A 24,531-nucleotide genomic window follows, 5' to 3' on the forward strand; every position below is an offset into this window, starting at 1 on the left:
ACGTCTCGCCCACGGGGTCGTGACGTCCACGTTCAGTCCTGGGGCACCTCCCACGGCTGTCCACCACGCAGGTCGTGGAACTGCGTGTCGGTGAGTTGGGAATGCATGCCGTACATGAGATTCCAGCCACGCTCGCTGAGCAGGGCGTCGTGGATCATGAAGGCATGCCGGGCACCGACACCTCGGGTGAAGTCGATCGTCTCCTTCATGGCTGCCCACGGTGCCTGGATCGGCACGGCCAACACATCCACCCCACGTGGCATCTCGTCGAGCTCGTCACCGGGGTGGTAGAGGATCGTCCCCAACCCTTCGCCGATGAGGTAGCCGACATTGCCGATCGGCTCCAGGTCACGGTGGATCGTGGCGTGCCGCCCACCAACCGCCTCGATGCGCACGTCACCGAGTTCGAGCACGTCACCGGGCGCGATCGGGTCGGCATCCAGCTCTGGCACGGTGGTGCACGCCCCGGCCTCGGCACGGCAGATCGCCGAGGAGTTGGCATTGACCAGGTCCTTGATGTGAGCCGGATCCACATGATCGGGGTGGCGGTGAGTCACCAGGATGACGTCCAGATCAGTCAGGTCGTGCCATGCCTGCGACCCGTCACCGGGATCGATGAGGATCCGAGCTCCAGCGGCTTCGACGAGAACACATGAGTGACCGAGGTGGGAAATCTTCATGCCTCCCAGTGTGTCATCGTCGGCCTGACCACACCCCGGGTTTCGGTCAAGATCCGCCGAATCCGCCGTCGGGCGACGAGACCTCCCACCAGAGACCGTCCTGGCGGCCCACCCCGCAGATGGGCACCTGTGGCATTGTGGCATTGGTCATCCCTGGGCGTGCGAGCCGTGACTGCGCGTCAATCGGTCGGCGACCAGCTGGGCAAGCTCCATCGACTGGTTGCGGTTGAGGCGCGGGTCACAGACCGTCTCGTACCGATTCCCCAGATCCGACTCGGCCAAGGCGTCGGTACCGCCCAGACATTCCGTGACATCGTCGCCGGTGAGCTCGACGTGCACCCCACCAGGTCTGGTGCCCAGCTCCTCGTGGACGTCGAAGAAACCGTTGACCTCGGCACAGATGTCGTGGAACGACCTCGTCTTGTAGCCATTGGCGGTCTCGAAGGTGTTGCCGTGCATGGGATCACAGCACCACACCACCGACCGGCCGGTGGCCTCGACGGCCTTGATGATCGGGGGAAGCAGACGGCGTACCTGCCCGGCCCCCATCCGGGTGATGACGGTGAGCCGACCGGGTGTGTGCCGCGGGTCGAGTGCCTCGGCCAGGGCGACGGCCTGCTGAGCGGTGGCAGACGGCCCCAGCTTCACCCCCAACGGGTTGTGCACCGAACGGAGGAAGGCAACGTGGGCCCCGTCCAGTCGACGGGTTCGCTCCCCCAGCCACACCAGGTGACCAGACAGGTCGTAGGGCAGCTGGGAGTGCTCGTCGACACGCGTCAGGGAATGCTCGTAGTCCAGCAGGAGGGCCTCATGACTCGCCCAGACACGCGGGTGACGCCCAGTGCCCGCCACGAGTTCGAGGGTCTCAGCGGCGGCACGATACATCCGCTCCAGACGCTCGGGGTCATGCTGGCGAGCCCGAGCCGTGAACTCGAATCCGTTGACGGCGTCTCCCCGGTAGCTCGGCAGCTCGACGCCGTCCCGAGTTTCGGTGCGTCGCGAGCGCGGTTTGGCGTACTGGCCTGCGATCCGTCCCACGGCAACCACGGGAACGTCGGCAGCATCGGCCATCACCGTGGCCATCGACGACAGCACCCGCACCTTGTTGCCGATGTTGTCGGCACGCACCCCTGCGAAGGTCTCCGCGCAGTCACCTCCCTGCAGCAGGAAGGCATGTCCTCCGGCGACGTCGGCCAGACGGGAACGCAGCTCGTCACACTGCCGGGCACGAACCAGTGGCGCAAGGACACGCAGGCGCTGCACGACCCGACGGCGTTGCTGGGGGTCCGAGTACCTGGGTTGCTGCTCCACCGGCATGGCGCGCAGACTCTCAAGGGGCGGAACAGGTGTGGGCACGACGGGAGTGTAGTCACTTGACGGGTCGCACGACGAGTCCACGAGCCGCGGTTCAGCTGGCAGCGCGGTCGTTTCGGCTGACGGGCTCATCGGCCAGACCAGCGAGAGGGCAGACGGTGGCACCGGGGTGCCGAGGTCCGTTGCGGTGAGTCAAACACGATCGGTGTCTCGGGCGCGGTCACCGACACGTCTGCGGGGTACGGCGCGCAGGCCTTCGAAACGAACGGGTCACTCGTCCTCACCACGAATCTCTCGGCCCGCCTCCTGAGCCGCGCGGTCGGCCATCGCCGCCTCCAACGCGTGCAGACGGGCGGCTCGCCTGGCATCCATGGTCGCTGCCGCCAGTTCGCGTTCCTCCGCCAGGGCCTCCTCCCGTTCTCGCTCGGCGCGCAGTCGACGTTCCCGCTCACGTGCCGCAGCTCGATCGGCACGATCCGCTGCTCGTTGGGCTCGTACCGACAAAGCTGGTAGGTCGCGGTAGGGAAGGCCGCTCAGCTCGGCGATGGCGATCATGATCTCGTCGGCCATGGCCCGCACGATGGGCCTGCTCCCCCGAGTGTCCCAGTGCCGACGAAAGTCCAGGGCCTCGCCCACCACCAGACATGATCCCTCGTGGTCGAGGTATCCGGGGACCACCGGGACCTTGGCGTGCAGGGCCAGATCGGCGACCCCGATGTCGGCCTTGTACACCGCCTTGCCAGGGGCCGTCGCCACCTCGGGGAAGGCGACGACTGCTCGCCCGGCCTGCAACATGGAGAATGCCTTTGCCCGCACCCGGGTGCTCCACGGGTACGGATGCGCACGAGTCACCAAGCCCAACCAGGACCGGGTGCTGGTGTGGGCGCGCAGTGCAGAGGAAACCGCGACGACGTCCATCCTGCGTGAATGGTGGACAGCCAGGATGAAGGGGCCGTCTGGCATGTCCGCGCCCTGGAGCCTGACGGATGTTCCACCACTGAGCCAGCGTCGAAGGGGATTCATCGGCGGTCTCTTCAGTGCAGATCCGTCAGGACGGATGGCGGCTGGGACGCCGTGGAAGAGGTGCCGTCGATGCCGGGCTGGGTCTCGACTTCAGCCGCGCTGGTGGCGCGTTGTCGATCCTTCCTGGGGGCGGGTGGTGCCACATGGCCCGGACGATCACGTACCCACGGCGTGAGGTCCTTGCCCCGGAGGTTTCCGTACTTGACGCGCGTCGCGAAGACGTCGACATATTCCTGACCGGTGAGCTCGGCCACGGCGTCCATGATCTCGTTGGTCACCCAGCGCAGCACCGCCGTCTCACCAACCCGGTCGGAGTAGTCGGAGAAGTCCAGCGGCTTGCCGAAGATGAGCCCCGGGCGCGAGCACAGGGGAATGCCGCACACCGTTCTGCTCGTCTGCGACCCGGCGACCCCCACTGGTATCACCGGGACCTTGGCGGTCAGGGCAAGGCGGGCGACACCCGTCTTCGCCTTGAACATACGGTCATCTGCTGAACGAGTACCTTCCGGGAAGATGCCCACCAGGCCACCTTCCTGCAGCCTCTCCAGCACCGGATCCATGGCGGTGAGGGAGCCACGGCCCCCGGAACGGTCCAGTGGCACCTGATCGACGGCATGCATGAACCATGCGACGATCCGCTTGCCCGGGCCACCGGAGGGATCGAAGAGTTCCTTCTTGGCAGGATAGGTGATCGGGCGGTCAATCATCGAGGCCACGATCAACGGATCGAGCACCCCCAAGTGGTTGCTCGCCAGGATGGCACCGCCATCAGTCGGTATGTTCTCCTCACCGACGACCCACGGACGACAGACCAGCCGCGTGCCCGGAGCGAACAGTGTGTACTTGAAGAACTGATACCACATGTGGCCTCCTCTCACCGCTTCATCACACACGATAGCGACTTCGCCCCACGGGCATGGTCGCAACAGGCCCCCGATCATCCGATCGGACGAGCGTCTCGATGTCCTCGCTGCCGGTTGCCCCGCACCTCAGCGTCGGGAGGCAAACATGCGGCGTCGGTGACGGGAGCGTCGCTGTGGCCAGAATCCTCGTGCAGCACCGGGCGGATCGGTGATGGAGTGTCGGGCCAGGTCGGCAGCTCCGATGAGACCGGCGTCGTTGCCGAACCGAGCCCGCTCCACCCCGGCGACCGGGCGATACCCACGGCCGGTGAGAGCACGTCCGAAGGCAGCCCGTGCTGGGTCGAGGAGCAGATCCCCGGCAGCGCTGACTCCCCCACCGATGACGAAAAGGTCTGGGTCCAGCGCAGCTGCCAGACTCGCCATGCCTCGTCCGAGCCAGGTCCCGACGTCGGCGATGAGCTCGATGGCCACCTGGTTGCCGTCCACCGCCGCGCGACTCACATCCGGTCCGACGAGATGCGCCGGATCCTTGTCGGGCACGTAGTGCAACAGGCTCAACGCCTCGGGGGAACCCTCGGCCAGCAGGGCCTTGGCATCACGCACCAGGGAGTTTCCCGAGGCGTACTGTTCCCAGCACCCACGGTTCCCGCACGGGCACCAGTGCCCATCGGGCACCACCGTCATGTGACCGAACTCGCCGGCCATGCCGTAGCGGCCCCGAAACACCCGACCATTGATGACCAGCGCCCCGCCGATACCGGTTCCCAGGGTGATGCACGTCATGACCCGGGAGTCCCGCCCCGCCCCGAACTCGTACTCCGCCCAAGCGGCCGCATTGGCGTCGTTGTCGACGATGACCGGTAGGTCGATCCGCTCGGAGAGGCGATCTCGCAACGGTTCGTTGCGCCATGCCAGATGTGGGGAGAACCGCACCAGGGCCTGCTCGGTGTCCACCCAGCCAGCAGCACCGATGCCCGCCGATTTCACGGGCAGCCCGTCAGACAGGGAGTCCACGACCTCGACGATGGCGTTCTCGACGGCTTCCGGACTGCGCGACGGCGTCGGGCGCACCAGATGGCGCAGGATCTCACCGTCCTCGTCCACGACGCCGGCGGCAACCTTCGTTCCCCCGATGTCGACTCCGATACTGAGCACTGCTTCCCCACTTTCCTGTGTGTGGTGCACAGCTTAACCGCTCGTCTCGAATGGCCCGGGCGTCGATGTCGACCATGTGTGCCATCCAGCCGAAATCTCGTGTGTCGCGCACATCAATTCCCCGCCGGATCGAACATGTATTCTATAATTGACTTGAGTCGTACCTCCCTACGTCTCCACACCGTATCCATGATCCGCCGACAACCACTCCCGCCACCATGTCAGATCACTCGCCAACACACCTGCAACCCTCGTTCGACGACCTCGGCACACCTCTGTCGGAGGTGACGTTCTGCGTCGTCGACCTGGAGACGACAGGGCTGTCCACCGACGACGCGATCACGGAGATCGGCGCTGTGAAGGTGCGTGGTGGTGTGGTGCAGGGCGAGTTCCAGACCTTCGTCAACCCGGGTGGGCACATTCCAGCCTCGGTGCAGGTGCTCACCGGTATCACCGAAGCCATGGTGAGCACCGCCCCACGAATCGGCGCAGTGCTGCCCAGCTGGATCGAGTTCAGCCGCTCAACGGTGCTCGTCGCGCACAACGCCCGTTTCGACGTCGGTTTCCTCCGACGCGCCTACCAGGCCCATGACCATCCCTGGCCGGGTCACCAGGTGGTGGACACCCTCACCTTGGCGCGTATGACACTGCATCGCGATGAAGTACGCAGCTACAAGTTGGGCTCACTGGCCACCCTCTTCCATGCCCAGACCTCACCGGACCACCGTGCCCTGGACGATGCCCGTGCCACCGTCGACGTGCTGCACGGGCTGCTGGAGCGGATCGGGAACCTTGGGGTGACGACCCTGGAGGACGTCCTCGAGTTCACCCACCATGTGAGCAGGCAGCGTCGGGTCAAGCGGGTGTGGGCAAAGAACCTGCCTGAGGAGCCCGGGGTGTACTGGTTCCACCGTGAGGAGCCCGGGCACCCCGACGAAGTGCTCTACGTGGGAAAATCGGTGAATCTGCGCCGCAGGGTGTCAACCTATTTCACGGCCTCGGAGCATCGTTCCCGCATGGACGAGATGGTCCGGCTGTCCACCGCGGTGGGTCACCAGATCTGTGCCACGCCACTGGAGGCTGGGGTGGTGGAGCTGCGCCTCATCGATGCCCACAGCCCTCGGTACAACCGTCGTTCCCGACGCCAGAACAAGGTGTCCTGGGTGACGCTCACCGACGAGGCCTTCCCGAGACTGTCGATCGTGCGATCCACCACTCAGCCCGGCCGGGTGTACTGGGGACCGTTCACCCGGCGTGACGACGCCGTCGACGCCTGTCGAGCGTTGCGAGAGATCGCCCCGCTGCGCGAGTGCGCCGGGGCGTTGAGTTCGCATCCGCACGGCTGTCCCCTGGCCGAGATGGGCAGGTGCCCGGCTCCGTGTCTGCACCCGGATCGTGTCGGCTACCAGGAGATTGTCGAGCTCGCCACCCGGATCATGACCCGCGACGTCACGGCAGCTGCCACTGGACACGCAGCGCGCATAGCCGAACTCGCCGATGCCGATCGTTTCGAGGAGGCCGGAGCGCGCACCGATCGTGCACTGACCCTGTTGCGGGTGGGACGACGCGGGGCGCGACTGGCATCGCTGGCACGGTGCCCCCAGATCGTCGCTGCCCAGCGGGTCGACGACTCCTGGCACGTCCATGTCGTGCGATACGGCCGACTGGCCGGTGCCGGACGGGTCCGGGTGGGCGGCAACCCCATGCCCGCCATCGATGCGATCGTCACCGCTGCCCAGACCGTCCTGCCGCCACCGGTGAGCGGTCTGCCAGCCTGCACTGTCGAGGAGGCCGAGCTCATCGCCTCGTGGTTCGAGGAGGAGGGAGTACGTCTGATCGACATCGACGGTGACTGGTCCTGGCCGGCGCACATCTACGTCGACGCCCAGGCGCTGGCCGCCCAGGTGCGCAGCCTTCGTACCGAGACGCACGGCGTCCCAGCCACCTGCCGACCGATCGTGGCATGACGCCACCTGACAGATCGTGGCATGCGCCACGGGGCTGACAGGGGCTGGAGCAGCAAGGGCTGACAGGGGCTGGGACGTGTGGGGCAGGAGTCAGGCGATCTCGACGGACTCGATGACGACCGGGTCGACCGGGCGATCCATCCGACCGGTGCGCACGGCGGCGATCTCGTCGACGACCTTGCGGGACTCCTCGTCGGCAACCTCACCGAAGATGGTGTGCCGACGGTTGAGGTGTGGGGTCGGGGCGACGGTGATGAAGAACTGGGAGCCATTGGTGCCCGGACCGGCATTGGCCATGGCCAGCAGGTAGGGCTTGCCGAAGTTGAGATCGGGATGGAACTCGTCGGCGAACTGGTAACCGGGGCCACCAGTTCCGGTACCCAGCGGGCAGCCGCCCTGGATCATGAATCCATCGATGACGCGGTGGAAGACCAGCCCGTCATAGAACTTTCCGGTGGTGGGTTGGCCGGTGCGTGGGTCAAGGTACTCCTTGGTGCCATTGGCGAGCCCGACGAAATTGGCCACCGTCTTGGGGGCCTGGTCTTCGAAGAGATTGAGGGTGATGTCACCGTGATTGGTGTGCAGAGTCGCAGTGGAAGCCACCGTGCTGCCTTTCGTGGAAGATGAATCTTTCCTCTTCACCCTACCCATCGACGTGGGCAGTCGGGAATTTTCGGCCAAACGCTACAGATGCCTGGAACGCGGGATACCGTGGATTGTGCTCGATCACGAGCTTGACCCCTATTGATGGAGGAAACGTGTCCCGCAACAAGAAGGCGAAGGCCGCCGCCGACAAGGCCGCCGCCAGCAACCTCTCCTCGTCGTTCAAGGAGCAGAGGGCTCAGGCGTTGGAGGCAGCTGCCGCATATCTGACCGCCGCCCAGGAGAAAGCCGGCCCACTGGCATCTCAGGCTTCGGAGAAGATCGCACCATGGGCGAAGGCTGCTGGTGAGAAACTCGCGCCGCTGACCGAACAGGCCAAGGAGCTGGGTGGCAAGGCTCTCTCCGAGGCCCAGAAGAACATGGGTCCCACCTTGGAGAATGCCAAGGAGGTGGCGTCCGAGAAATTTCACCAGGCCTACGACTCCTTTCAGGAGGACATCCTCCCCGGACTCGAGGAAAAAGCCTCCCAGGTCTCCGAACACCCCATGACCCAGGAGGCCAGGCAGCGCCGAAAGGCAGCCGTGGCAGCCATTCGTGGCGAGTCCCCCGAGCCTGAGAAGAGCGAGAAGAAGCATGGCGGGTTCAAGAAGTTCCTGTGCTGGGGCTCCGTCGTGTCCGCAGTGGGGGTCGGAATCTATGCCGCCCGCAAGTTCCTCACCAGTTCCGACGACGGCTGGACTGCCCATGAACCCACTGAGACCTACTCGTGGACCCCGAAGGCACCGACGGCATTCTCCAAGGATGACGCCGCCTCGTGCTGTTCCGACGCCAAGGGATCCTCCTGCGACTGCAAGGATGATGCCTCGACGTCGCGGAAGGATGACGCTCCAGCCACTGCCCCAGACACCGTCACCGAGGGCAACTCCGCCACCGAGATGACGGCTGAGGGTGCACCGGCCCAGGGTCACAAGTCGAACCACGGCACCAGCAAGCCAGTGGCCAAGTCCGAGAAGCCGGCAGCTGGTTCCAAGCCCGCGGCGAAGTCCGTTGCCGACATCTCGCCAGAGCCCGTGGCCACACCGGTTGCCGAGGATCCCAAGGCCGAGTCCACGCAGGACAAGTCCGCCGACTCCTATGTGGGCGACAACCCACCGGAAGGCTTCATCATCAAGGGCAACGAGCGCTCCAAGAAGTACCACGTGCCCGGCTCCGGTGGTTACGACCGCACCATTGCCGACGTCTGGTTCACCACCGAGGAGGCTGCCAGGAAGGCCGGGTTCACTCGGGCCCAGCGGTGAGTCGACCGATCCGACCAGCACGTCGTGACTGATCGAGTCGAGTCACCGACCTGACGTCTGCCGGGCAATCGCATCCCGTGAGCCGTGTCTGCTGACACGGCCCACGGGATTTTTGCGCTCACAGCTGACTAGGGATGTTTCCTCAGCGGTGCAGAACCGTCATCCAAGCTTCATCGAGAGATCACCGATACGCCTGTGCCTCACCTGCCCAGACACACAGGATGAAGGCATTCACCCCTCTGCCAAGCGTGTCGATCGGAGACTGTCGTGCCGTCATCATCCCTCACTCCCCAATCTTGTCGACCCACCACTGCCGCCACCATCCGTCTGACATCGGACATGAACTCCTGGGTGCCGGCACAAGTCTTCGCTGCCCACGTCCGATGGCTCGTGGCGCAGACTGCCGTCCCCTGGCGAGTGATCGCCGTGCTCTCCGGCGTCTCGAGCCGCACCATCGCCCGCCTCGTGGGCGTGGGTGCCCCGATCAGACGAATTCGTTCGATCGATGCCACTCGACTCATCGGCATCCGCCCCGAACACATCTTTGCGACCACCACCACGCTCGTCGACGCGACGAGCACCCGTCGCCGAATACACATGCTGTGCACCAACGGCTGGTCGATGGATCACATCGCCGGCTTCCTGGGAGCGCATCATCGCACCGTCCAGGGGCTTGCCAATGGCGACTCCACCACCTGTACGCTCATGGTCAGGTTGCGCGCCATGGCGGCATGCGAGCGTCTCCAGATCCCCGCCAGGATCAATGCCCCGGCGACGGGTTCACCTCATGTCGTCGTGCTCCCCGACGCAGCCTGACGCATGGCCAGCCTCATCAGTTCAGTCATCTGCACACTCCTGGCGCTGGTGCACGCCGTCCTCGTCGTCCCGCGTCTGCCCGAGCCCAGCGAGACTGAGGTCGGAGCCGAGGTCCTCGCCGTCAAACCGAGGTATTGCGATCTGCGGACCCCCGGATTCGTCGGAACGACGTGCCTGGTGGCCGGGGTGGCAGGTGTCGCCTGCACAGCAGCCCCACGGTGGTGTCTTCCGCTGTGGTGGGTGTGGGGCGGGTCCGTCACGACCCTGGTCGGCGTCGACGTTCGCACCACTTTTCTGCCCAGACGGCTCTGGTTCGGTTGTGTAGGGCAGGCAGTGCTCGGCACCCTGGTGGTGGCTGGGATCGTTGCCCCAGGGGTGCACGACCTTCTCCTCATGCTTCTCTTCATGGCTCTGGGAGCCGTCGGAGCAGCTCTGCCCTTCTGGTTGCTGTGGCGTTTCGGCGGCTCACTGGGGTACGGGGACGTACGTCTTGCCGCCGGGATGGGCGCCGCGGCGGCGAGTCTGGGGGTAGATGCAGTCATGACGAGTCTGCTGGGTGCCACCCTGGTCGGCGCGGTGATGTCCGTGGGCGTCACATGGTGGCGGCGCCGTCATCCCTCGGTGTGGGGAGCCGCCATCGCCTATGGGCCAGCGCTGTGGATCGGTCCATGGATCGGGTTGCTCACCACTCGGGTCTGACTCGGAACCGCTCAGGCCCACCACTGTCCCACACTGGCATGCCCTCACACTGTCATGCTCCTGCCACCAGCCTCTGATCCATCTGGTCATCGCGCGTGTCGCCGCACCTCGATGGTGCGCGACGAACCAGATTGGCACGAAAATCGGTCCGGAGCCCACACCGGCAGCACGAGCGTGACTCGGTGGCCGGCACTGCCAACCGGGCCGGTACTGCACATGGCAACAAGGTACGTGGCAGCGAGGGATCAAACCGTGATGGCGATCAACCAGCCACGAGACGGTCAGCCCCGCTGTCTCTCCGCTCAGGCTGCCCGCACCACGGTGGCGACGGTCTGCGGCAGGCTGATGGGATCGACGGGGTGGGTGGAGATGGCATCGGCGCGTGACCAACTCGCGAGCCAGGCATCGGCCTGCCGAGCCACGAGCAGCACGACGGGCGGGCAGTCGTCCACCTCGTCCTTCATCTGATGGGTCACTCCCATGCCACCGGAGGGAACTGCCTCCCCATCGGCAATGACGACGTCGTACTGCCCGGTGTCGACAGCGGCCATGGCAGCCTTCTGGGTGGCGGTCTCCGTCATCTCGACCGGGGGCAGATCAGCGGCGATGGACGTGCCCAACGCGAGCCGAATCTCCTGGCGCACGTTGCGGTCGTCGGAGTACACGAGTACCCGGAGAGTGTCTGCTGCGGTCTTCTTTTCGCTCATCCCTCGTCCTCGTCGGGTTGCGGCCAACATGGTGCTGTGCCCATCTGCTCAGCACGTATCAGGCTCATGATATCGCTTCACTCGGCAGAAACACGGCAATCAGCCACGGTTGCAGCTGCGCACATGTCGTGCCACCACCTCGATCTGGGCATCGGTCATGACGGCTGGCAGGCAGAGCAGGTCGGTGGGCCATCGCGTGTCTGCGGGCAGATGCTCTGGACGGTCCCAGTGCAACGGGCCGACGATGCCATGATCGTGCAGGGCATCGGCAAGAGCATCGGCCCGCCGAGTTCGCACGATGAGCGGGCAGGTGGCGGCAGGGTTGACGACCTCCACTGCCGGCAGGGCGTCCAGAACGCGTTGTCGGGTTCGACGAATCCGGCGTGCACACCCTGCCAGGTCGAAGGTGGCGAATGTCCTCGATGCACGTCGAGCTGGACGAACGGGTTGCCAGGCCTCGTCGGCAAGGTCCTCGGCGCACTCGAAGGTGTCCACGCCGGGGTCGGTGAGGAAACGCTGCCGAGCGGCTGTGAGGTCCTCATCCAGCTGGGTCCGTGGTCCGATGCCGTCGAGATGTGTTCCGGTGTGATCCGGACCCAGACCCACACCCGCCACCCAGGCGAACTCGGTCAACGGCAGCAGCTTGCGGGTGCTCGCCACCTCAAGACACCCCACTGGGCAAACAGACGCCTCCGGCTGCGGGCCACCAGACCCCTCCAGTCGCAGGCCGTCATGGCCCCGGGGCGCCGGATTCCGATCGGGCGTGACGCCGCCATGCCCGCCTGCCCGATCCGCACGGTTCTCGTCACACGAACCCGCCGCCCCAGACTCCCCCGGCCCGCCAAGATGGCACGCAGCACGCTGCACGGCACGCAGCCGATCGGGAGGGTCGTCCAGAAAGCTGTGTGTGGTGTCGATGACGAGACCTGCGCCGTTCCGGCCGGCCTCGGTCAGCACCTTGTGCAGCTGTGGGGACTCGACGTTTCCGTAGGTACGGCAGTGCACGATGACCGGACGGCGGGCATCGGAATGCAGCCGCTCCACCGTCTCGGCAAGATGTTGGGCGTCCATGAGCAGGTCGGCACCACAGCGCACCCGACTCACCGCCATGCCCTCCAGCTGCCACGGGGTGACCATCGTCTGGCAGCAGTACTCGGGCAGGATGACATGGCTGGCTCCGGCGTCACGACAGTGCCGGGCGACGAGGGAGAATGCCTGCCGACCCAGGGCGACCGGTTGCACTGATCCAGCTCGCATTCGGTCAGGGTACCCGGAAAGCCAAATCTTCAGACTTTCTTCACCTCTCGTTCACTTTCGCGAAACTGGCATTGCCATCGGTGCCGATAGAACAAAGTCATGCGCACGACACATCACCGCATCACCGCTGCCGGAGCGGCCGTGACTGCGGGCCTCATGGCCTTCGGTCTCGTCACCCCTGCCAGCGCGGCCCAGACACCATCACCCACCAAGCCTGCTCCCGCAGCAACGTCTGCTGCGGCCTCCACCACCGGCCACAAGCGCATCACGACGACCGGGCTCAAGCCCGGTGACGTCAAGCACGTGTGGTTGATCATCCTGGAGAACAAGTCCTACGACGCCACCTTCACCGGACTCAACCAGAACTCCTACCTGTGGAAGACGCTGCCCTCCCAAGGTGCCCTGCTCACCCACTACTACGGCACCGGCCACTACTCCCAGGACAACTACACCTCCTTGGTCTCCGGCCAGGCCACGTCCTTCGACCTGCAGGCCGACTGCGACATCTCCAACACCGATCTGGGCTCCAACGAGTCGATCATCACCAAGCACAAGGGCAAGCCCTTCGGCCCCGACGACAACTACGGTCAGGTCATGTCGCTGGCCGGAGCCAACGCCCCGGACGGCGAGAACGGCTGCACCTACCCCCGAAAGACTCCCACCCTCTTCAACCAGTTCGACGCCGCTGGCGTGACCTGGAAGGGATACGCCCAGGACCTGCATGCCCAGGCTGGTCGAGAGGACGCCTTGGGTGGCGCTCCCGGCTCCCGCGAGAACGACCCCTCGCACAACCCGAAGTCGATGAAGCCTTCCGACGACGACAAGGCCAAGGGCATCTCCTCGTTCACCGGTGCCCAGGAGAACGACCAGTACGTCGCCAAGCACTTCCCCTTCCCGTGGTTCCACTCGATCGTCGGCAACGACAACAGCGGCAAGGACGCTCTCACCAGTCCGGTGGACGGCGGAACCATGACCGACGAGAACCACATCCAGTCCGTCGAGGACCCGAACAAGGGGCTGCTGGCCGATCTGGCCAAGCCGGCCGACCAGGTGCCAGCGTTCAACTGGATCACCCCGAACAACTGCTCCGACGCCCACGACGCCACCTGCAAGGGCAACAACCTTTCCGGTCTGTTCGACGAGAACGGCGAGCCGGACTACTCCAAGCCGCTGAGCACCCCGCCGAAGAACCACATCGGCGGTCTCTACGCCGCCGACCTGTGGCTGAAGTACTACATCCCACTCATCGAGAAGTCCGACGCCTTCAAGGACGGCGGTCTCATCGACGTCACCTTCGACGAGGCGAACCCGCCGTTCACGAACATGAGCTTCAACAACGCCACCGACGACTCCAAGGTCGCCAAGGACGCCTCGGGCAACATGCTCTACAAGTACTCCAGCCCGTCGATGACCGAACTCTCCGAGGGCTACAAGAAGTACGCCCCCAACACCTTCCCCAACCCGTCCAAGATGGCGAAGAACTTCGTGGCTGCCGACGCCGCCGGACAGAACATCAACGGTGTGGACGTCGACTGGGAGCCGACCGGCCCCAACACCCCGATGGAGACCGACGAGCACGGCAACCAGAAGTTCCCGGGACCCGGCGACAACGGCTACATCACCCGCCCGCCGTCCTGTGAGCAGGACAAGGACCTCGTCAACGCCGACGCCTCCAACTGTGTCAAGGGTGCCAAGAACACCGGTGCCGGCTACGGCAGGGCCAAGACCGTCGAGGCCAAAGCCGAGGCCGGCGTGAGCTCGGTTTACGCCCCGGTCACGGTCAAGGATCTGGGTCGCAAGGTCACCGGTACGGGTATCCCCGAGGGGGCCTACATCGGAGCCGTGAAGAACGAGGGTCCGCAGCAGGTCGAGAAGTCCTCCGACCCCATCACCGAAAGCTCCTTCATCCTCGTCGACAAGAACGACAAGCCGCTCCAGACGACCGGTGAGGTGAGCGAGATCACCATGTCGGCCACCGGCATCCCCGGCCACCTCAACGAGGGCGAGTCCCCGCTGGCCACCTTCAACGCCCAGGATGCCACCCCCGGCGGTGGCATCACCGGTTCGGTGCTCATCTCCCCGCTCATCAAGCCCGGAACCGTCTCCCACACGCACTACAACCACTACTCATGGCTACGGACGATGGAGGACATCTTCCAGGTGTCGCAGGGCACCAACAACGACAAGCTTCCGGCTGGCACCGTCTCCGGTGGTCTGGATGGCATGGGACACCTTGGTTACGCCGCCCAGGCTGGCCTCATGCCATTCGGTTCGGAGATCTTCAACAACGTCTCCGAGGAGCCCAGCCCCAGCGCCAGCACCGAGCCGAGCCCGTCGCAGAGCACTGCTCCGACCACCCCGGCCGCCAGCTCGGCGGCCACACCGCACAGCCCTGCCGGCAAGCCTGCACTGCCTCGCACCGGCCGGTGACACATCACCCATCGCCTGACCCCAGTCGTCTGTGACTCATCCGAGTCAGGCGACCGTCACGGCATCACGCAACCGGTGTCCTCCCCCGACCACGCGGGGAGGACACCGGTGCCACACAAGGAAGGACCCATGACCCGCACTCGCCTCATCGTCCCGGTGGTCATCGTCGCAACTGCGACGTTCGGACTGACAGCCTGCTCCCAGCACGAGAACGAGGAGGCCCAGCCGAACTCGTCCAGCGCCGCCGAGCAGCTCTCCTCCCGGACCATGCCCAGTTTCCTGCCCAGTCACACGCCCCAGGGCATTCCCACCGGTAGCGCCAAGGAACCGGCCATGTCGTACCAGGGCATGCCTCTGGTGGCCCAGCTGGATCCCGGGGTCTCGGCCAAGGTGGTCGTCCTGGGCCCCGAGCCTCCCAGCGGAGACACCAAGGCCGGGGAGGAATCCGCAGACCTCACCTGGCAGATCACCTTCAGCGACGTGACGAAGGACATCCCACTGTCGGCTGCCCAGTTCAACATCCAGGACGGCACCGGGGCCTTCCACACCATGAACCCGAAGGGTGATCCCCCGCCCAAGACCATCAAGGCCGGTAGGACGACCTCGGTGAAGATGCATGCCGTCGTACCGTCTGGGGACGGCATGGTGCGGTGGGCTCCCGACGGCAAACACGTCGTGGCCCTGTGGGACTATATCGCCGAGCTGGACTGACGGCTCCGAGCAGCAGTCCTTCCACCATCAACAACACCTGTGGGCCCCATACCGGGGCCCACAGTCGTGTCCGCACTGCCATGTGGCCTCTCGGCTGCCCAGGTCGGTGGAAACCCGGGTCAGTGGAAGAAGTGGCGGGTTCCGGTGAAGTACAGCGGCACCCCAGCCTTCTGGCATGCCTCGATGGTCTGGTCGTCGCGGATGGAGCCACCGGGCTCGACGATGGCACGAACACCGCCATCGATGAGCACCTGGGGTCCATCGGCGAACGGGAAGAAGGCGTCGGAGGCGGCCACCGATCCAGCGGCACGCTCCCCTGCCCGGTCCACGGCAAGTTTGCAGGAGTCCACCCGGTTCACCTGTCCCATGCCCACACCCACCGAGGCGCCGTCGTGGGCCAGCAGGATGGCATTGGACTTCACCGAGCGGCAGGCCCGCCAGGCAAAGGCGAGGTCGGCCAGGGTCTGCTCGTCAACGGCCTCCCCGGCTGCGAGTTTCCAGTTGGCCGGGTCGTCGCCGTCGGACTGGAAGACGTCGGTCTCCATCATGAGCAGGCCACCGTCGATCTCACGCAGCTCGTGACCACCGATTCGCGGTGCCGGGCACTGCAGCAGACGAATGTTCTTCTTTCCCGAGAGGATCTCGAGCGCACCGTCCTCGTATCCGGGGGCAATGACGACCTCGGTGAAGATCTCCTTGACCTGGTTGGCCATCTCGACGCTCACCGGGCGGTTGGTGGCGATGACACCGCCGAAGGCCGACAGCGGATCGCAGGCATGTGCCTTGCGATGCGCCTCGGCAATGTCGACGCCGGTGGCGATACCGCACGGGTTGGAGTGCTTGATGACGGCCACGCAGGGCTCCTCGAAGTCGTGCGCGGCACGACGGGCGGAGTTGGTGTCGACGTAGTTGTTGTAGCTCATGGCCTTGCCGTGCAGCTGTTTGGCACCAGCCAGACCAGGTTCGCCGTCACCAAGATAGACGGCGGCGCTCTGGTGGGAGTTCTCGCCGTAGCGCAGTTTCTCCTTGAGCTCGCCGGTGGTCCCCACGAAGGTGGGCACCCCGTCGGTGGCCACCCCGTCCTGACGCGCGAACCAGGAAGCGACGGCGACGTCATAGGAGGCCGTGTGGGCGAAGGCCTTGGCGGCCAGCACGCGACGCTCGGCCGCAGTGAAGCCCCCCTCGTCAAGGGCGTGCTGCAGGTCCTCGTACTGTGCCGGGGAGGTGAGGACGGCCACGCAGGCGTGGTTCTTGGCGGCAGCCCGCACCATGGACGGCCCGCCGATGTCGATCTTCTCGATGCAGTCGTCGAAACCGGCTCCCGAGGCAACGGTCTGGGAGAATGGGTACAGGTTGCACACGACGAGGTCGAAGGGCTCCACACCGAGCTCGGCGAGCTGGTCGCGGTGGGAGTGCAGTCTGCGATCGGCAAGGATCCCGGCGTGGATGCGCGGGTGGAGCGTCTTGACCCGTCCATCCAGACATTCAGGGAATCCGGTGACGGTGCTCACCTCGGTGACCTTGAGACCGGCGTCAGTGAGGGCCTTGGCCGTCGACCCGGTCGAGACGACGTCCACACCTGCCTTGTCGAGCATGGTGGCAAGCTGTTCGATGCCGGTTTTGTCGAAGACGGACACCAAGGCACGGCGGATGGGTTGACGATCCACGAATCTTCCTTTCGATGTGAAAAATGACAGCCCGGCGTGTGGCCGGGCTGGTGAGGTCATTGGTGGTGGGCAAGGTCTTGCACGACGTCGACGAGAAGTTCGCGCTCCTGGACCTTGATGCGTTCGTGCAGGGTCTCCACGGTGTCGTCGTCCAGCACCGGGACGGCACGCTGGGCGAGGATCCTTCCGGTGTCGACGCCGGCGTCGACCATGAAGATCGTCGTCCCGGTGATCTTGACGCCGTAGTTCAGGGCGTCTCGGGGGCCGTGGATTCCGGGGAACGACGGCAGCAGGGCCGGATGGGAGTTGATCGTGCGACCTCCGAAGGCATCCAGGAAGGTCGGTCCGAGCAGTTTCATGAACCCGGCACACACGACGAGATCGGGCTCGTAGCGTGCGACGTCGTCGGTGAGACGCCGATCCCAGACGGCACGGTCATCACCCTTGGCCAACGGCTCGACGAACACGTCGACACCAGCCTCGCGGGCTCGCTGCAGACCGTACGCATCGGCCACCTCGGAACCCACCGCGACGATCTCGACATCACGATGATGGCAGGAGTCGATGAGGGCCTGCAGAAGCGTGCCACTTCCGGAAATGAGGACGACAACGCGCAATGTCACTCCCACATCCTATCGAATGACGCCGAACCGGCACCTGCCAGTCCAGCGTCGGCACCGAATCGTCACCCGTCATGGGGGCCAGCAGACCTGAAAGGCTCAGACCATGGGGCAGAACGCCGAATCCCGGAAACGCAGACCACGACGTGGTTTGTTCTGCGTTCTGAACTCATCCCCCATCCGAATCCCGGGAGTGCGGGCCAGGGCTCGGGCCAAACTGCCGCCTCCCGTCGATCCGTGGCAGCCACCACCTATCAGATCGCTCAGCAGCCGATGGACCGAATCGCCTGGTGGGTGGCAATCGCAGCCTGTGCCGCCTCGAACCCCTTGTCCTCCCGCGACTCCGGGAGACCAGCTCGGTCGAAGGCCTGCTGCTCGTCATCACAGGTGAGCACCCCGAACCCGATCGGCACACCTGTGTTGACGCACACCTGGGTGATGCCGCTCGTCGCCGCCTGGCAGACGTAGTCGAAGTGTGGGGTTCCGCCGCGGATGACGACCCCCAGGGCGACCAGGGCGTCGAACATCATGGAGGAGGCAAGCCGGGAGCACACCACGGGCAGCTCGAAGGTGCCCGGCACCCGAACGACCCGCGGCTCGTCGATCCCAGATTCAGCCAGACCGCGGGTGGCCCCGTCGACGAGGGCATCCATGATCTCCTGGTGCCACTGGGCGGCGACGATGGCCACCTTGAGTCCATCACCCCGCAGTCCGGTGAGGTTTGGGGCAGCAGGGCCGGAGAAACTGGTTCGGGTGCTCATGAGATCTCCTTGTCGGTGGGGCCGTCCGGCACATCGGTGTCGTCCGGATCGGCTGTGGCAGTGAGGGCATTGTCGGACTCGGCAGGCAGGGTGAGCAGATGGCCCATCCGGTCACGTTTGGTACGCAGATAGTCGATGTCGTGGGTGTGTGGGTCGATCTGCAGCCCCACCTGCTCGACGGTGATGCCGCCGGCACGCAGACCCGTCACCTTGTCGGGATTGTTCGTGAGCAGCCGCACCGCGTCAATGCCCTGGTCGCGCAGGATGGCCACTGCAGCGCCGTACTCCCGGGCGTCGACCGGCAGCCCCAGGGTGGTCTGGGCATCGACCGTGTCGAGCCCGCTGTCCTGGGCGTGGTAGGCGGCGATCTTGCTCAGCAACCCAACCCCGCGTCCTTCCTGGCCACGCAGCAGGATGACGGCACCACCATGCTCGGAGACCGTCTGCATCGCAGTCTGCAGCTGCTCCCCGCAGTCGCAGCGCAGGGAGCCGAAGGCGTCGCCGGTGAGGCACTCCGAGTGCACCCGCACCAGTGGCTGACGCTCATCACCCAGACCGCGCTGGGCCACGAGCAGGACGTGTTCAGCGCCGGTGAGCTGATCGTGGTAACCGGTCATGGTGAACATGCCATGACGAGTGGGCAACTGGGCACTCACCGTGGGACTCACCCGGGTCGTGCTGCTGCCGGACGTCGTGGTGGATGGCTGTTCCTCATGGGATCGACGCCAGTTCGCCAGCGACTCGATGGTGATGACGTCGAGGCCCTCGGCCTGTCCCAGGGTCAGGACGTCTGGGGTACGGGCGCAGGTGCCGTCGTCGTGGACGATCTCGCCAATGAGTCCCACGGCCTGCAGACCAGCCAACCGGGTGAGGTCGACGGCGGCCTCGGTGTGGCCACGGCGGGTGAGCACACCCCCGTCCCGCGCACGCAGCGGCAGGACGTGGCCGGGGCGGATGAGATCGGCGGAGGTGGTACGTGGGTCGGCCAGAGCGCGAGTCGTGGCGGCCCGTTCCACCGAACTGATCCCGGTGGTCGAGGTCGCGGCATCCACCGACACGGTGTAGCGGGTGCGCAGCGGATCGGTGTTCGCCGACCACATGAGTGGCAGGCCGAGTCGGTCGGCGCGGGTGTCCTCCATCGGGGCGCACAGGTACCCAGAGGTGTGCCGCACCATCCATCCCACCCATTGCGGACTGGCGAGCTCGGCGGCAAGGATGGCGTCCCCCTCGTTCTCCCGATCCTCGTCGTCCAGGACGAGCACCGGACGCCCGGACCGCAGCTGCTCCAGTGCATGCTCAATCGTCGCAAACGTCATCAGTGATCTCCTCGTGTCTGACACCCCGCGAAGGAAGCGAGATTCTGGGCGTACCGGGCCAGGACGTCGGTCTCGATGTTGACGACGTCTCCGGTGGTCAACCTGCCCAGGACGGTGTTGGCCAGGGTGGTCGGGATGAGGCTCACCTCGAACCAGGGGTCGGCAACGGGGCCGCTCACCGCACTCACCGTCAACGACACCCCGTGGACGGCGACTGCTCCCTTCATGGCGACGTACTGGGCGAGTTCTGGAGCCAGGCCGAAACGCAACACTCGCCAGTGTTCGGCATCGGCACGCCTGACGAGCTGCGCCGTGCCATCCACGTGGCCCTGCACGACGTGGCCGCCGAATCGTCCGTCGGCACGCATCGCCGGCTCGAGATTGACCTCGTCACCAGCGACGAGTTGACCCAGACAGGTCCATTCGAGGGTCTCGGCCATGACGTCGAAACTCATCTGCTCGTCGGTGTGGCCGGTGACGGTGAGACACACTCCGTTGACGCACACCGAATCCCCCGCCCGCACTCCAACGGCGGTGTGGGGGCCGGCAACCGTGAGGACGGCGCTGTCCCCCCTGGCTTCCAGACGGGCCACCCGGCCCACTTCCTCAACAATTCCTGTGAACACCTGTTCCTCTTCTCCTCGTGTTCCCGAGATCGTGTATGTTCCCGTGATCCTGGCCACTGGTACGTGTCGCCCTTCGATCCTTGACCCGTCGAGCAGCGACCATCCACGGCTCGACACGTCGCGTGGCGATGATCTGCACGTCGGGGCCGACATCGCCTGACCTCAGACGGTGGAACCGACGAGCCTGCGCCAGGGTCATGGCCCCGAACGGTCCCACGGCTGGTTTCCCGGCGCCCAGAAGCACCGGGGCCACGTAGGCATCGACCTCATCGACGAGGTCGACTGCCAGGAATGCTGCAGCGAGGGTCGGACCACCTTCCAACAACACCCGATGGATGCCCCGGTCGTGCAGCGCCGCGAGCACCGCCGCGGGGTCATGGGTCGGCATGACGAGGGTGGGGGCGATGTCGTCGAAAACCTTGAGTTCGGACGGCAGCTCCCGGGTCCCCACCACGACGCGCAGGGGGCCGTCGTACTTCTGGCCGGCCCCGGGAGCACGGCCGATGAGGTGCGGGTCATCCGCCAGAACCGTGCCGGTACCCACGACGATGGCACCATAATCGGTACGCATCTCATGGGTCTGCTGCCTGGTCTGCTCGGAGGTGATCCACTTGCTCGTCCCGTCGGCGGCCGCGACGTACCCGTCCAGGGTCGACGCGATCTTCCACACCACCCAGGGCCGACCATGCTCCATGTCGAAGGTGTAGTCGGTGTTGAGCAGCAAGGCGTCATCGCTTCGGACCCCGGCTACGACCTCGACCCCCGCATCCTGCAGTCGCTGCACTCCCCCGCTCGCCTGCGGGTTGGGATCCCGCTGGGCGATGACGACGCGCTTCACACCTGCCGCGATGAGCGCCTCGGTGCATGGACCGGTACGTCCGGTATGGTTGCACGGTTCCAGGGTGATGACGGCAGTTGCACCACGCGCGGCATCCCCGGCGTCGCGCAGCGCCTCGACCTCGGCATGGGCAGTGCCCGCCCCGTGGTGATACCCCTCCCCGACGACCGTGTCGTCACTGACGATGACGCAGCCCACTCGGGGATTGGGGTTGCACCTACTGCTCCCGGGTCCTCGAGCGGCAAGCTCAAGTGCTCGATCCATGGGTCTCGTCCAGTCGGTGCCATCGGTGTCCGCACGGTCCTCTTGGCATAGCTGACGTCGTTTCGCATCGGGCTCGTCCCAGCGTTCACCGTCGTCATCGACGTGGTCACTGTCGAAGTGCGCCATGAGTCCCCCTACGACACCGTGGTTGTCGGCGTTCCGGGGTGTGGCGAGACCCGCCATCAGACGCGCCACAGGTGCGGGCGAATCGTGCCATCACTCGCTGATGGCACGGCATCCGCTGCCAGTGCGGCGTCTCGTGCTTCCTCCCATCCGGACTCTCACCGTCGGTATCGGAGTTTCACCGATTCAACCGCAAGGACGAACCTCGCGGGTCGCGGACTGTCACCGCCGGTTCGGATTTTCACCGACCCCGGAGCACGTGTGCTTGGCAACAAGTATGCCCCTGCGCGGCATGGACGTCCACCACGGGAGAAGAACATGGCTCAGCCCACGCGGCGATTCCACGTGGCGATCTCGGTGGGGCACCCGATCCGGACACACCCATCATGGCAGTTCTGGCACAGAGCAACAGATTTACCACGGGCTGCACAGCGACGGCCTCCTCAGCCCTCGCACATGGCACTGGATGAGAGGTCAGGAGCTGGAGGAAGGAAGTGGGAAGGACCGGGGGCTGACAGGACGAGACAGGAAGGATCAGGGACCGGAAGGATCAGGGACCGGCAGGATCAGCGGCGTGGCGGCCGATCCACCTGGATGGTCGGTTCGTCCTCCTCGCCCCAGGCAGTGTCGTCGGACGCCTCCGTGTCCTCTGGGCTCACCGGGGCGTCGGTCGCCCCCGGACGCGGAATGGAGATGGAGTGCGAGCTGGTCCCCGTGGCATGGGCAGAGGCATTCTCACCAGCGCACTCGGAGTCATCGCCTGCTCGGTGAACCCGACGTGTCTCATCCTCGCTGGCCGCGTGGTTGCGGTTAGCGGAGAATCGGCCCATCTGGACTGTCTCCTGATCCTCCTCGGCCACCTGGTCATCCGATCCGTCCCGTGTGCCCGAATGCGTCTTCTGCCTTCGCAGCCACGAGGGTAGGTGGCGGAACCATCCTCGCCACGAACCGACGGTATGGGCATGCTCAGTTGACTCCAGAGCCTCGGGCTCGTGATCGCTCCGGTTCGGATCCTCAGGGCCCTGACCCTCCTCATCACGTTTCGCCCCATCGGTCTCCCCCTGCCGACCCGGACCGTGATTCGTGGGCTCCATCGTGTCCTGGCCAGCCTCGTCCAGCTCCGCAGGTTCGATCCATGCAGCCTGGGCATCGCTGATCCGATGGTTGCTCGGATCGTGGTGCCACCGCCATGACCCGATGGCAAACCCCGTGATGGCACTACTCGCCCCCAGGAGACCGACGCAGTGGGCCAGGAACTGCATGAGGTTCGGGCCCAGTCGAACGAGATTCCCGGTACCCAACGATCCGGTCGAGAGCACGGCAAGCACGCAGAGCACCAGCCCAGCTCCAACTCCCGTCGCCAGGCCGTGCCGAGTGGTCGTCCCGTACGCCTCGTCGCGTCCCCGGAGGACGAACACCGCTCCCACCACGGCTGAGAGGATCGGGGCAAGCATCCACAGCGTCCACCAGGTCATCGCCTGGTTCGACTGGGGGGTTGCCGCCAGGATCGGGATGGCAGGCACCACCGTCACATGTGTGACGAGCGCCGAGGTCACGGTTCCCGATCCCAGGAACACCCCCACCCCCAGCGACCACGCCAGTGCCCAGACGACGATGACGGGCAACCAGGCGACATGTATGAGAATCATGCCGACACCATCTGCGCCGCGGGCCCCCAGCGCCGATTCCATGTCCAGGAAGGTCTGGGCATGAACCACGAGGGCAACCCCCAGCAGCAGGGCGGCGAGGGCAAGGCATGCGATCACGGTGACGCCGATTCCGAGAACCACGTCACGGACGCGGGGGGCCACGCGATCCAAGGGGTTGCGTCGAGCGCCCCAGTGCGCTCCGAGGAGTCCGCAGAACGTCCCGACGAGCAATGCAGCGATGATGAGCCGCAACCAGGACCCGGGACCGACCCAGGCGCCGACACCGGTGGCCACCGCCACATGCACCGTTGCCGCCAGGGCAGCGAGTTCACCGACATTGCGCCGGACGACTCGCTGGTGCCGGGCCCGCAGGCTTGCTGACATCGAGCGCGCCGCGCGACGTACCACGGCGGTCTCGGAGACGATCATGACGAGGGTGAGCCCCAGCGGGATCACGGCCACATGGATGCCCACCAGGTCGTGCGGAACGCCTTGGGCAGTGAGCCAGAGCTTCCCAGCTCCCACGAGCACCTCGGTGAACCCGCTTCGACCCGTCCTCATCCATGCCGGGGTGATGAGACCGGCCAGCACCGCCCACTGTCCGACGAGCACCAACAGCACTCCGACAATCGTCGTCACCGGCCAGGGCCACCGCACCGAGTCAGGCTCCTTGGCCGACGTCGTCGATGACGACACCGCAAGGTCCACCCGGGGCTCCCGGCGGGGATCCGAGCCAGAGCGATGACCTGTCGTCGCAGACTTTCGTGAACCATCTGCCGATGCGGACTCACGTGACCTGGGCATTGTGGACTTCCTTCCTGGTCTGGTCCGACGACGACATGTTCAGCACTCCATACAAACATGTAAACTCACCGGGTACACGTTGCTGCAACCATCGATTTCGGAGGCGTACAGGAGTGAGCGACGAAGTGAACAACCGGCCACGCCGCGCCCTTTCCTCCGAGGATTTTCCTGCCGGTAGCACACGCCGGTTCGCTGACAGTGACGATAGCCTAGCCGAATCTGGCAAGGCAGACTCCGCACCACGTGGGCGCGGCGCTCGTCGAGCCCGACGAGGCTTCTTCACAGACGACGCCACCGCGAAATCCGAATCCGCCGAGACGTCTGGGAGCATCGACCGCCA

Annotated in this window: 19 protein-coding genes, 2 pseudogenes and 1 riboswitch; of the genes and pseudogenes, 6 read left to right on the plus strand and 15 right to left on the minus strand. The window is 65.7% G+C overall.

The window, feature by feature from the left end; all coding sequences use genetic code 11:
• Positions 1-32: 32 nt before the first annotated feature.
• From ACP8JZ_RS06615 to ACP8JZ_RS06635, 5 genes and pseudogenes are all read right to left on the minus strand, one after another.
• Positions 33-680 (minus strand): MBL fold metallo-hydrolase, encoded by a 648-nt coding sequence (locus tag ACP8JZ_RS06615; protein ID WP_021104290.1) that lies wholly within the window; start codon positions 678-680, stop codon positions 33-35.
• Between the two features lie 147 nt (positions 681-827).
• Entirely contained in the window at positions 828-2,036 is a 1,209-nt protein-coding gene (locus ACP8JZ_RS06620) for a 3-deoxy-7-phosphoheptulonate synthase (protein ID WP_484482287.1), read from the minus strand.
• 228 nt (positions 2,037-2,264) lie between these two features.
• Positions 2,265-2,957 (minus strand): hypothetical protein, encoded by a 693-nt coding sequence (locus tag ACP8JZ_RS06625; RefSeq protein ID WP_484482288.1) that lies wholly within the window; start codon positions 2,955-2,957, stop codon positions 2,265-2,267.
• Between the two features lie 182 nt (positions 2,958-3,139).
• Positions 3,140-3,880: pseudogene (locus ACP8JZ_RS06630) on the minus strand (lysophospholipid acyltransferase family protein); the annotation flags it as partial.
• 126 nt (positions 3,881-4,006) lie between these two features.
• Entirely contained in the window at positions 4,007-5,035 is a 1,029-nt protein-coding gene (locus ACP8JZ_RS06635; protein ID WP_371415927.1) for an ROK family glucokinase, read from the minus strand.
• Positions 5,036-5,253: 218 nt separating this feature from the next.
• Here ACP8JZ_RS06635 and ACP8JZ_RS06640 point away from each other — a divergent pair, with 218 nt between their 5' ends.
• Positions 5,254-7,002 carry a DEDD exonuclease domain-containing protein gene (locus ACP8JZ_RS06640; RefSeq protein ID WP_484482289.1) on the plus strand — a complete coding sequence of 583 codons (1,749 nt, stop codon included), beginning with the start codon at positions 5,254-5,256 and terminating at the stop codon, positions 7,000-7,002.
• A 90-nt stretch (positions 7,003-7,092) separates the two neighbouring features.
• On the opposite strand, the gene ACP8JZ_RS06645 is transcribed toward ACP8JZ_RS06640, so the two are convergent.
• Entirely contained in the window at positions 7,093-7,605 is a 513-nt protein-coding gene (locus tag ACP8JZ_RS06645) for a peptidylprolyl isomerase (protein ID WP_021105726.1), read from the minus strand.
• Positions 7,606-7,760: 155 nt separating this feature from the next.
• On the opposite strand from ACP8JZ_RS06645, the gene ACP8JZ_RS06650 reads away from it, so the two are divergent.
• From ACP8JZ_RS06650 to ACP8JZ_RS06660, 3 genes are all read left to right on the plus strand, one after another.
• Entirely contained in the window at positions 7,761-8,903 is a 1,143-nt protein-coding gene (locus tag ACP8JZ_RS06650) for a sunset domain-containing protein (RefSeq protein WP_484482290.1), read from the plus strand.
• 351 nt (positions 8,904-9,254) lie between these two features.
• On the plus strand, positions 9,255-9,719 hold the full coding sequence (locus tag ACP8JZ_RS06655) for a hypothetical protein (protein ID WP_484482291.1): 465 nt from the start codon (positions 9,255-9,257) through the stop codon (positions 9,717-9,719).
• 3 nt (positions 9,720-9,722) lie between these two features.
• Positions 9,723-10,418: an A24 family peptidase gene (locus tag ACP8JZ_RS06660; protein ID WP_323463459.1), complete on the plus strand. Its 696-nt coding sequence runs from the start codon at positions 9,723-9,725 to the stop codon at positions 10,416-10,418.
• Positions 10,419-10,720: 302 nt separating this feature from the next.
• Here the strand turns inward: ACP8JZ_RS06660 and ACP8JZ_RS06665 are convergent, their stop codons facing one another.
• Together ACP8JZ_RS06665 and ACP8JZ_RS06670 are read right to left on the minus strand one after the other, a co-directional pair.
• On the minus strand, positions 10,721-11,155 hold the full coding sequence (locus ACP8JZ_RS06665) for a response regulator (protein ID WP_484482292.1): 435 nt from the start codon (positions 11,153-11,155) through the stop codon (positions 10,721-10,723).
• Between the two features lie 69 nt (positions 11,156-11,224).
• Positions 11,225-12,382: a hypothetical protein gene (locus ACP8JZ_RS06670; RefSeq protein ID WP_484482293.1), complete on the minus strand. Its 1,158-nt coding sequence runs from the start codon at positions 12,380-12,382 to the stop codon at positions 11,225-11,227.
• Between the two features lie 99 nt (positions 12,383-12,481).
• On the opposite strand from ACP8JZ_RS06670, the gene ACP8JZ_RS06675 reads away from it, so the two are divergent.
• Both ACP8JZ_RS06675 and ACP8JZ_RS06680 read left to right on the plus strand, forming a co-directional pair.
• Positions 12,482-14,812 (plus strand): alkaline phosphatase family protein, encoded by a 2,331-nt coding sequence (locus tag ACP8JZ_RS06675; protein ID WP_484482294.1) that lies wholly within the window; start codon positions 12,482-12,484, stop codon positions 14,810-14,812.
• Positions 14,813-14,941: 129 nt separating this feature from the next.
• A complete protein-coding gene (locus ACP8JZ_RS06680; RefSeq protein ID WP_323457305.1) occupies positions 14,942-15,523 on the plus strand; it encodes a hypothetical protein in 582 nt (193 codons plus the stop codon).
• A 119-nt stretch (positions 15,524-15,642) separates the two neighbouring features.
• On the opposite strand, the gene purH is transcribed toward ACP8JZ_RS06680, so the two are convergent.
• The 7 genes and pseudogenes from purH to ACP8JZ_RS06715 all read right to left on the minus strand — a co-directional run bounded on the left by purH (position 15,643) and on the right by ACP8JZ_RS06715 (position 24,191).
• Complete coding sequence (gene purH / locus ACP8JZ_RS06685; RefSeq protein WP_021104274.1) at positions 15,643-17,190, minus strand: bifunctional phosphoribosylaminoimidazolecarboxamide formyltransferase/IMP cyclohydrolase; 1,548 nt, start codon at positions 17,188-17,190, stop codon at positions 15,643-15,645.
• Positions 17,191-17,246: 56 nt separating this feature from the next.
• On the minus strand, positions 17,247-17,813 hold the full coding sequence (purN, locus tag ACP8JZ_RS06690) for a phosphoribosylglycinamide formyltransferase (RefSeq protein WP_023034242.1): 567 nt from the start codon (positions 17,811-17,813) through the stop codon (positions 17,247-17,249).
• Between the two features lie 260 nt (positions 17,814-18,073).
• Positions 18,074-18,571: a 6,7-dimethyl-8-ribityllumazine synthase gene (gene ribH / locus ACP8JZ_RS06695; protein WP_484482295.1), complete on the minus strand. Its 498-nt coding sequence runs from the start codon at positions 18,569-18,571 to the stop codon at positions 18,074-18,076.
• On the minus strand, positions 18,568-19,887 hold the full coding sequence (gene ribB, locus ACP8JZ_RS06700; RefSeq protein ID WP_484482296.1) for a 3,4-dihydroxy-2-butanone-4-phosphate synthase: 1,320 nt from the start codon (positions 19,885-19,887) through the stop codon (positions 18,568-18,570). The genes ribH and ribB overlap by 4 nt, the downstream gene beginning before the upstream one ends.
• Complete coding sequence (locus ACP8JZ_RS06705) at positions 19,887-20,513, minus strand: riboflavin synthase (protein ID WP_484482297.1); 627 nt, start codon at positions 20,511-20,513, stop codon at positions 19,887-19,889. The genes ribB and ACP8JZ_RS06705 overlap by 1 nt, the downstream gene beginning before the upstream one ends.
• Before the next feature lie 124 nt (positions 20,514-20,637).
• Positions 20,638-21,615: pseudogene (ribD, locus tag ACP8JZ_RS06710) on the minus strand (bifunctional diaminohydroxyphosphoribosylaminopyrimidine deaminase/5-amino-6-(5-phosphoribosylamino)uracil reductase RibD); the annotation flags it as partial.
• A 256-nt stretch (positions 21,616-21,871) separates the two neighbouring features.
• Positions 21,872-22,000: riboswitch (FMN riboswitch) on the minus strand.
• Positions 22,001-22,304: 304 nt separating this feature from the next.
• Positions 22,305-24,191: a cell division protein PerM gene (locus tag ACP8JZ_RS06715; protein WP_484482298.1), complete on the minus strand. Its 1,887-nt coding sequence runs from the start codon at positions 24,189-24,191 to the stop codon at positions 22,305-22,307.
• Positions 24,192-24,531: the final 340 nt, after the last annotated feature.

The sequence above is a fragment of the Cutibacterium sp. LaCa_286 genome (assembly GCF_057198075.1).

What these genes read in the sequence shown, in the direction of transcription:
- ACP8JZ_RS06615 (WP_021104290.1), bottom strand. Translation starts at nt 680, where the DNA reads ATGAAGATTTCCCACCTCGGTCACTCATGTGTTCTCGTCGAAGCCGCT.
- ACP8JZ_RS06625 (WP_484482288.1), bottom strand. Translation starts at nt 2,957, where the DNA reads ATGCCAGACGGCCCCTTCATCCTGGCTGTCCACCATTCACGCAGGATG.
- ACP8JZ_RS06640 (WP_484482289.1), top strand. Translation starts at nt 5,254, where the DNA reads ATGTCAGATCACTCGCCAACACACCTGCAACCCTCGTTCGACGACCTC.
- ACP8JZ_RS06660 (WP_323463459.1), top strand. Translation starts at nt 9,723, where the DNA reads ATGGCCAGCCTCATCAGTTCAGTCATCTGCACACTCCTGGCGCTGGTG.
- ACP8JZ_RS06665 (WP_484482292.1), bottom strand. Translation starts at nt 11,155, where the DNA reads ATGTTGGCCGCAACCCGACGAGGACGAGGGATGAGCGAAAAGAAGACC.
- ACP8JZ_RS06670 (WP_484482293.1), bottom strand. Translation starts at nt 12,382, where the DNA reads ATGCGAGCTGGATCAGTGCAACCGGTCGCCCTGGGTCGGCAGGCATTC.
- ACP8JZ_RS06675 (WP_484482294.1), top strand. Translation starts at nt 12,482, where the DNA reads ATGCGCACGACACATCACCGCATCACCGCTGCCGGAGCGGCCGTGACT.
- ACP8JZ_RS06680 (WP_323457305.1), top strand. Translation starts at nt 14,942, where the DNA reads ATGACCCGCACTCGCCTCATCGTCCCGGTGGTCATCGTCGCAACTGCG.
- ribH (WP_484482295.1), bottom strand. Translation starts at nt 18,571, where the DNA reads ATGAGCACCCGAACCAGTTTCTCCGGCCCTGCTGCCCCAAACCTCACC.
- ribB (WP_484482296.1), bottom strand. Translation starts at nt 19,887, where the DNA reads ATGACGTTTGCGACGATTGAGCATGCACTGGAGCAGCTGCGGTCCGGG.
- ACP8JZ_RS06715 (WP_484482298.1), bottom strand. Translation starts at nt 24,191, where the DNA reads ATGCCCAGGTCACGTGAGTCCGCATCGGCAGATGGTTCACGAAAGTCT.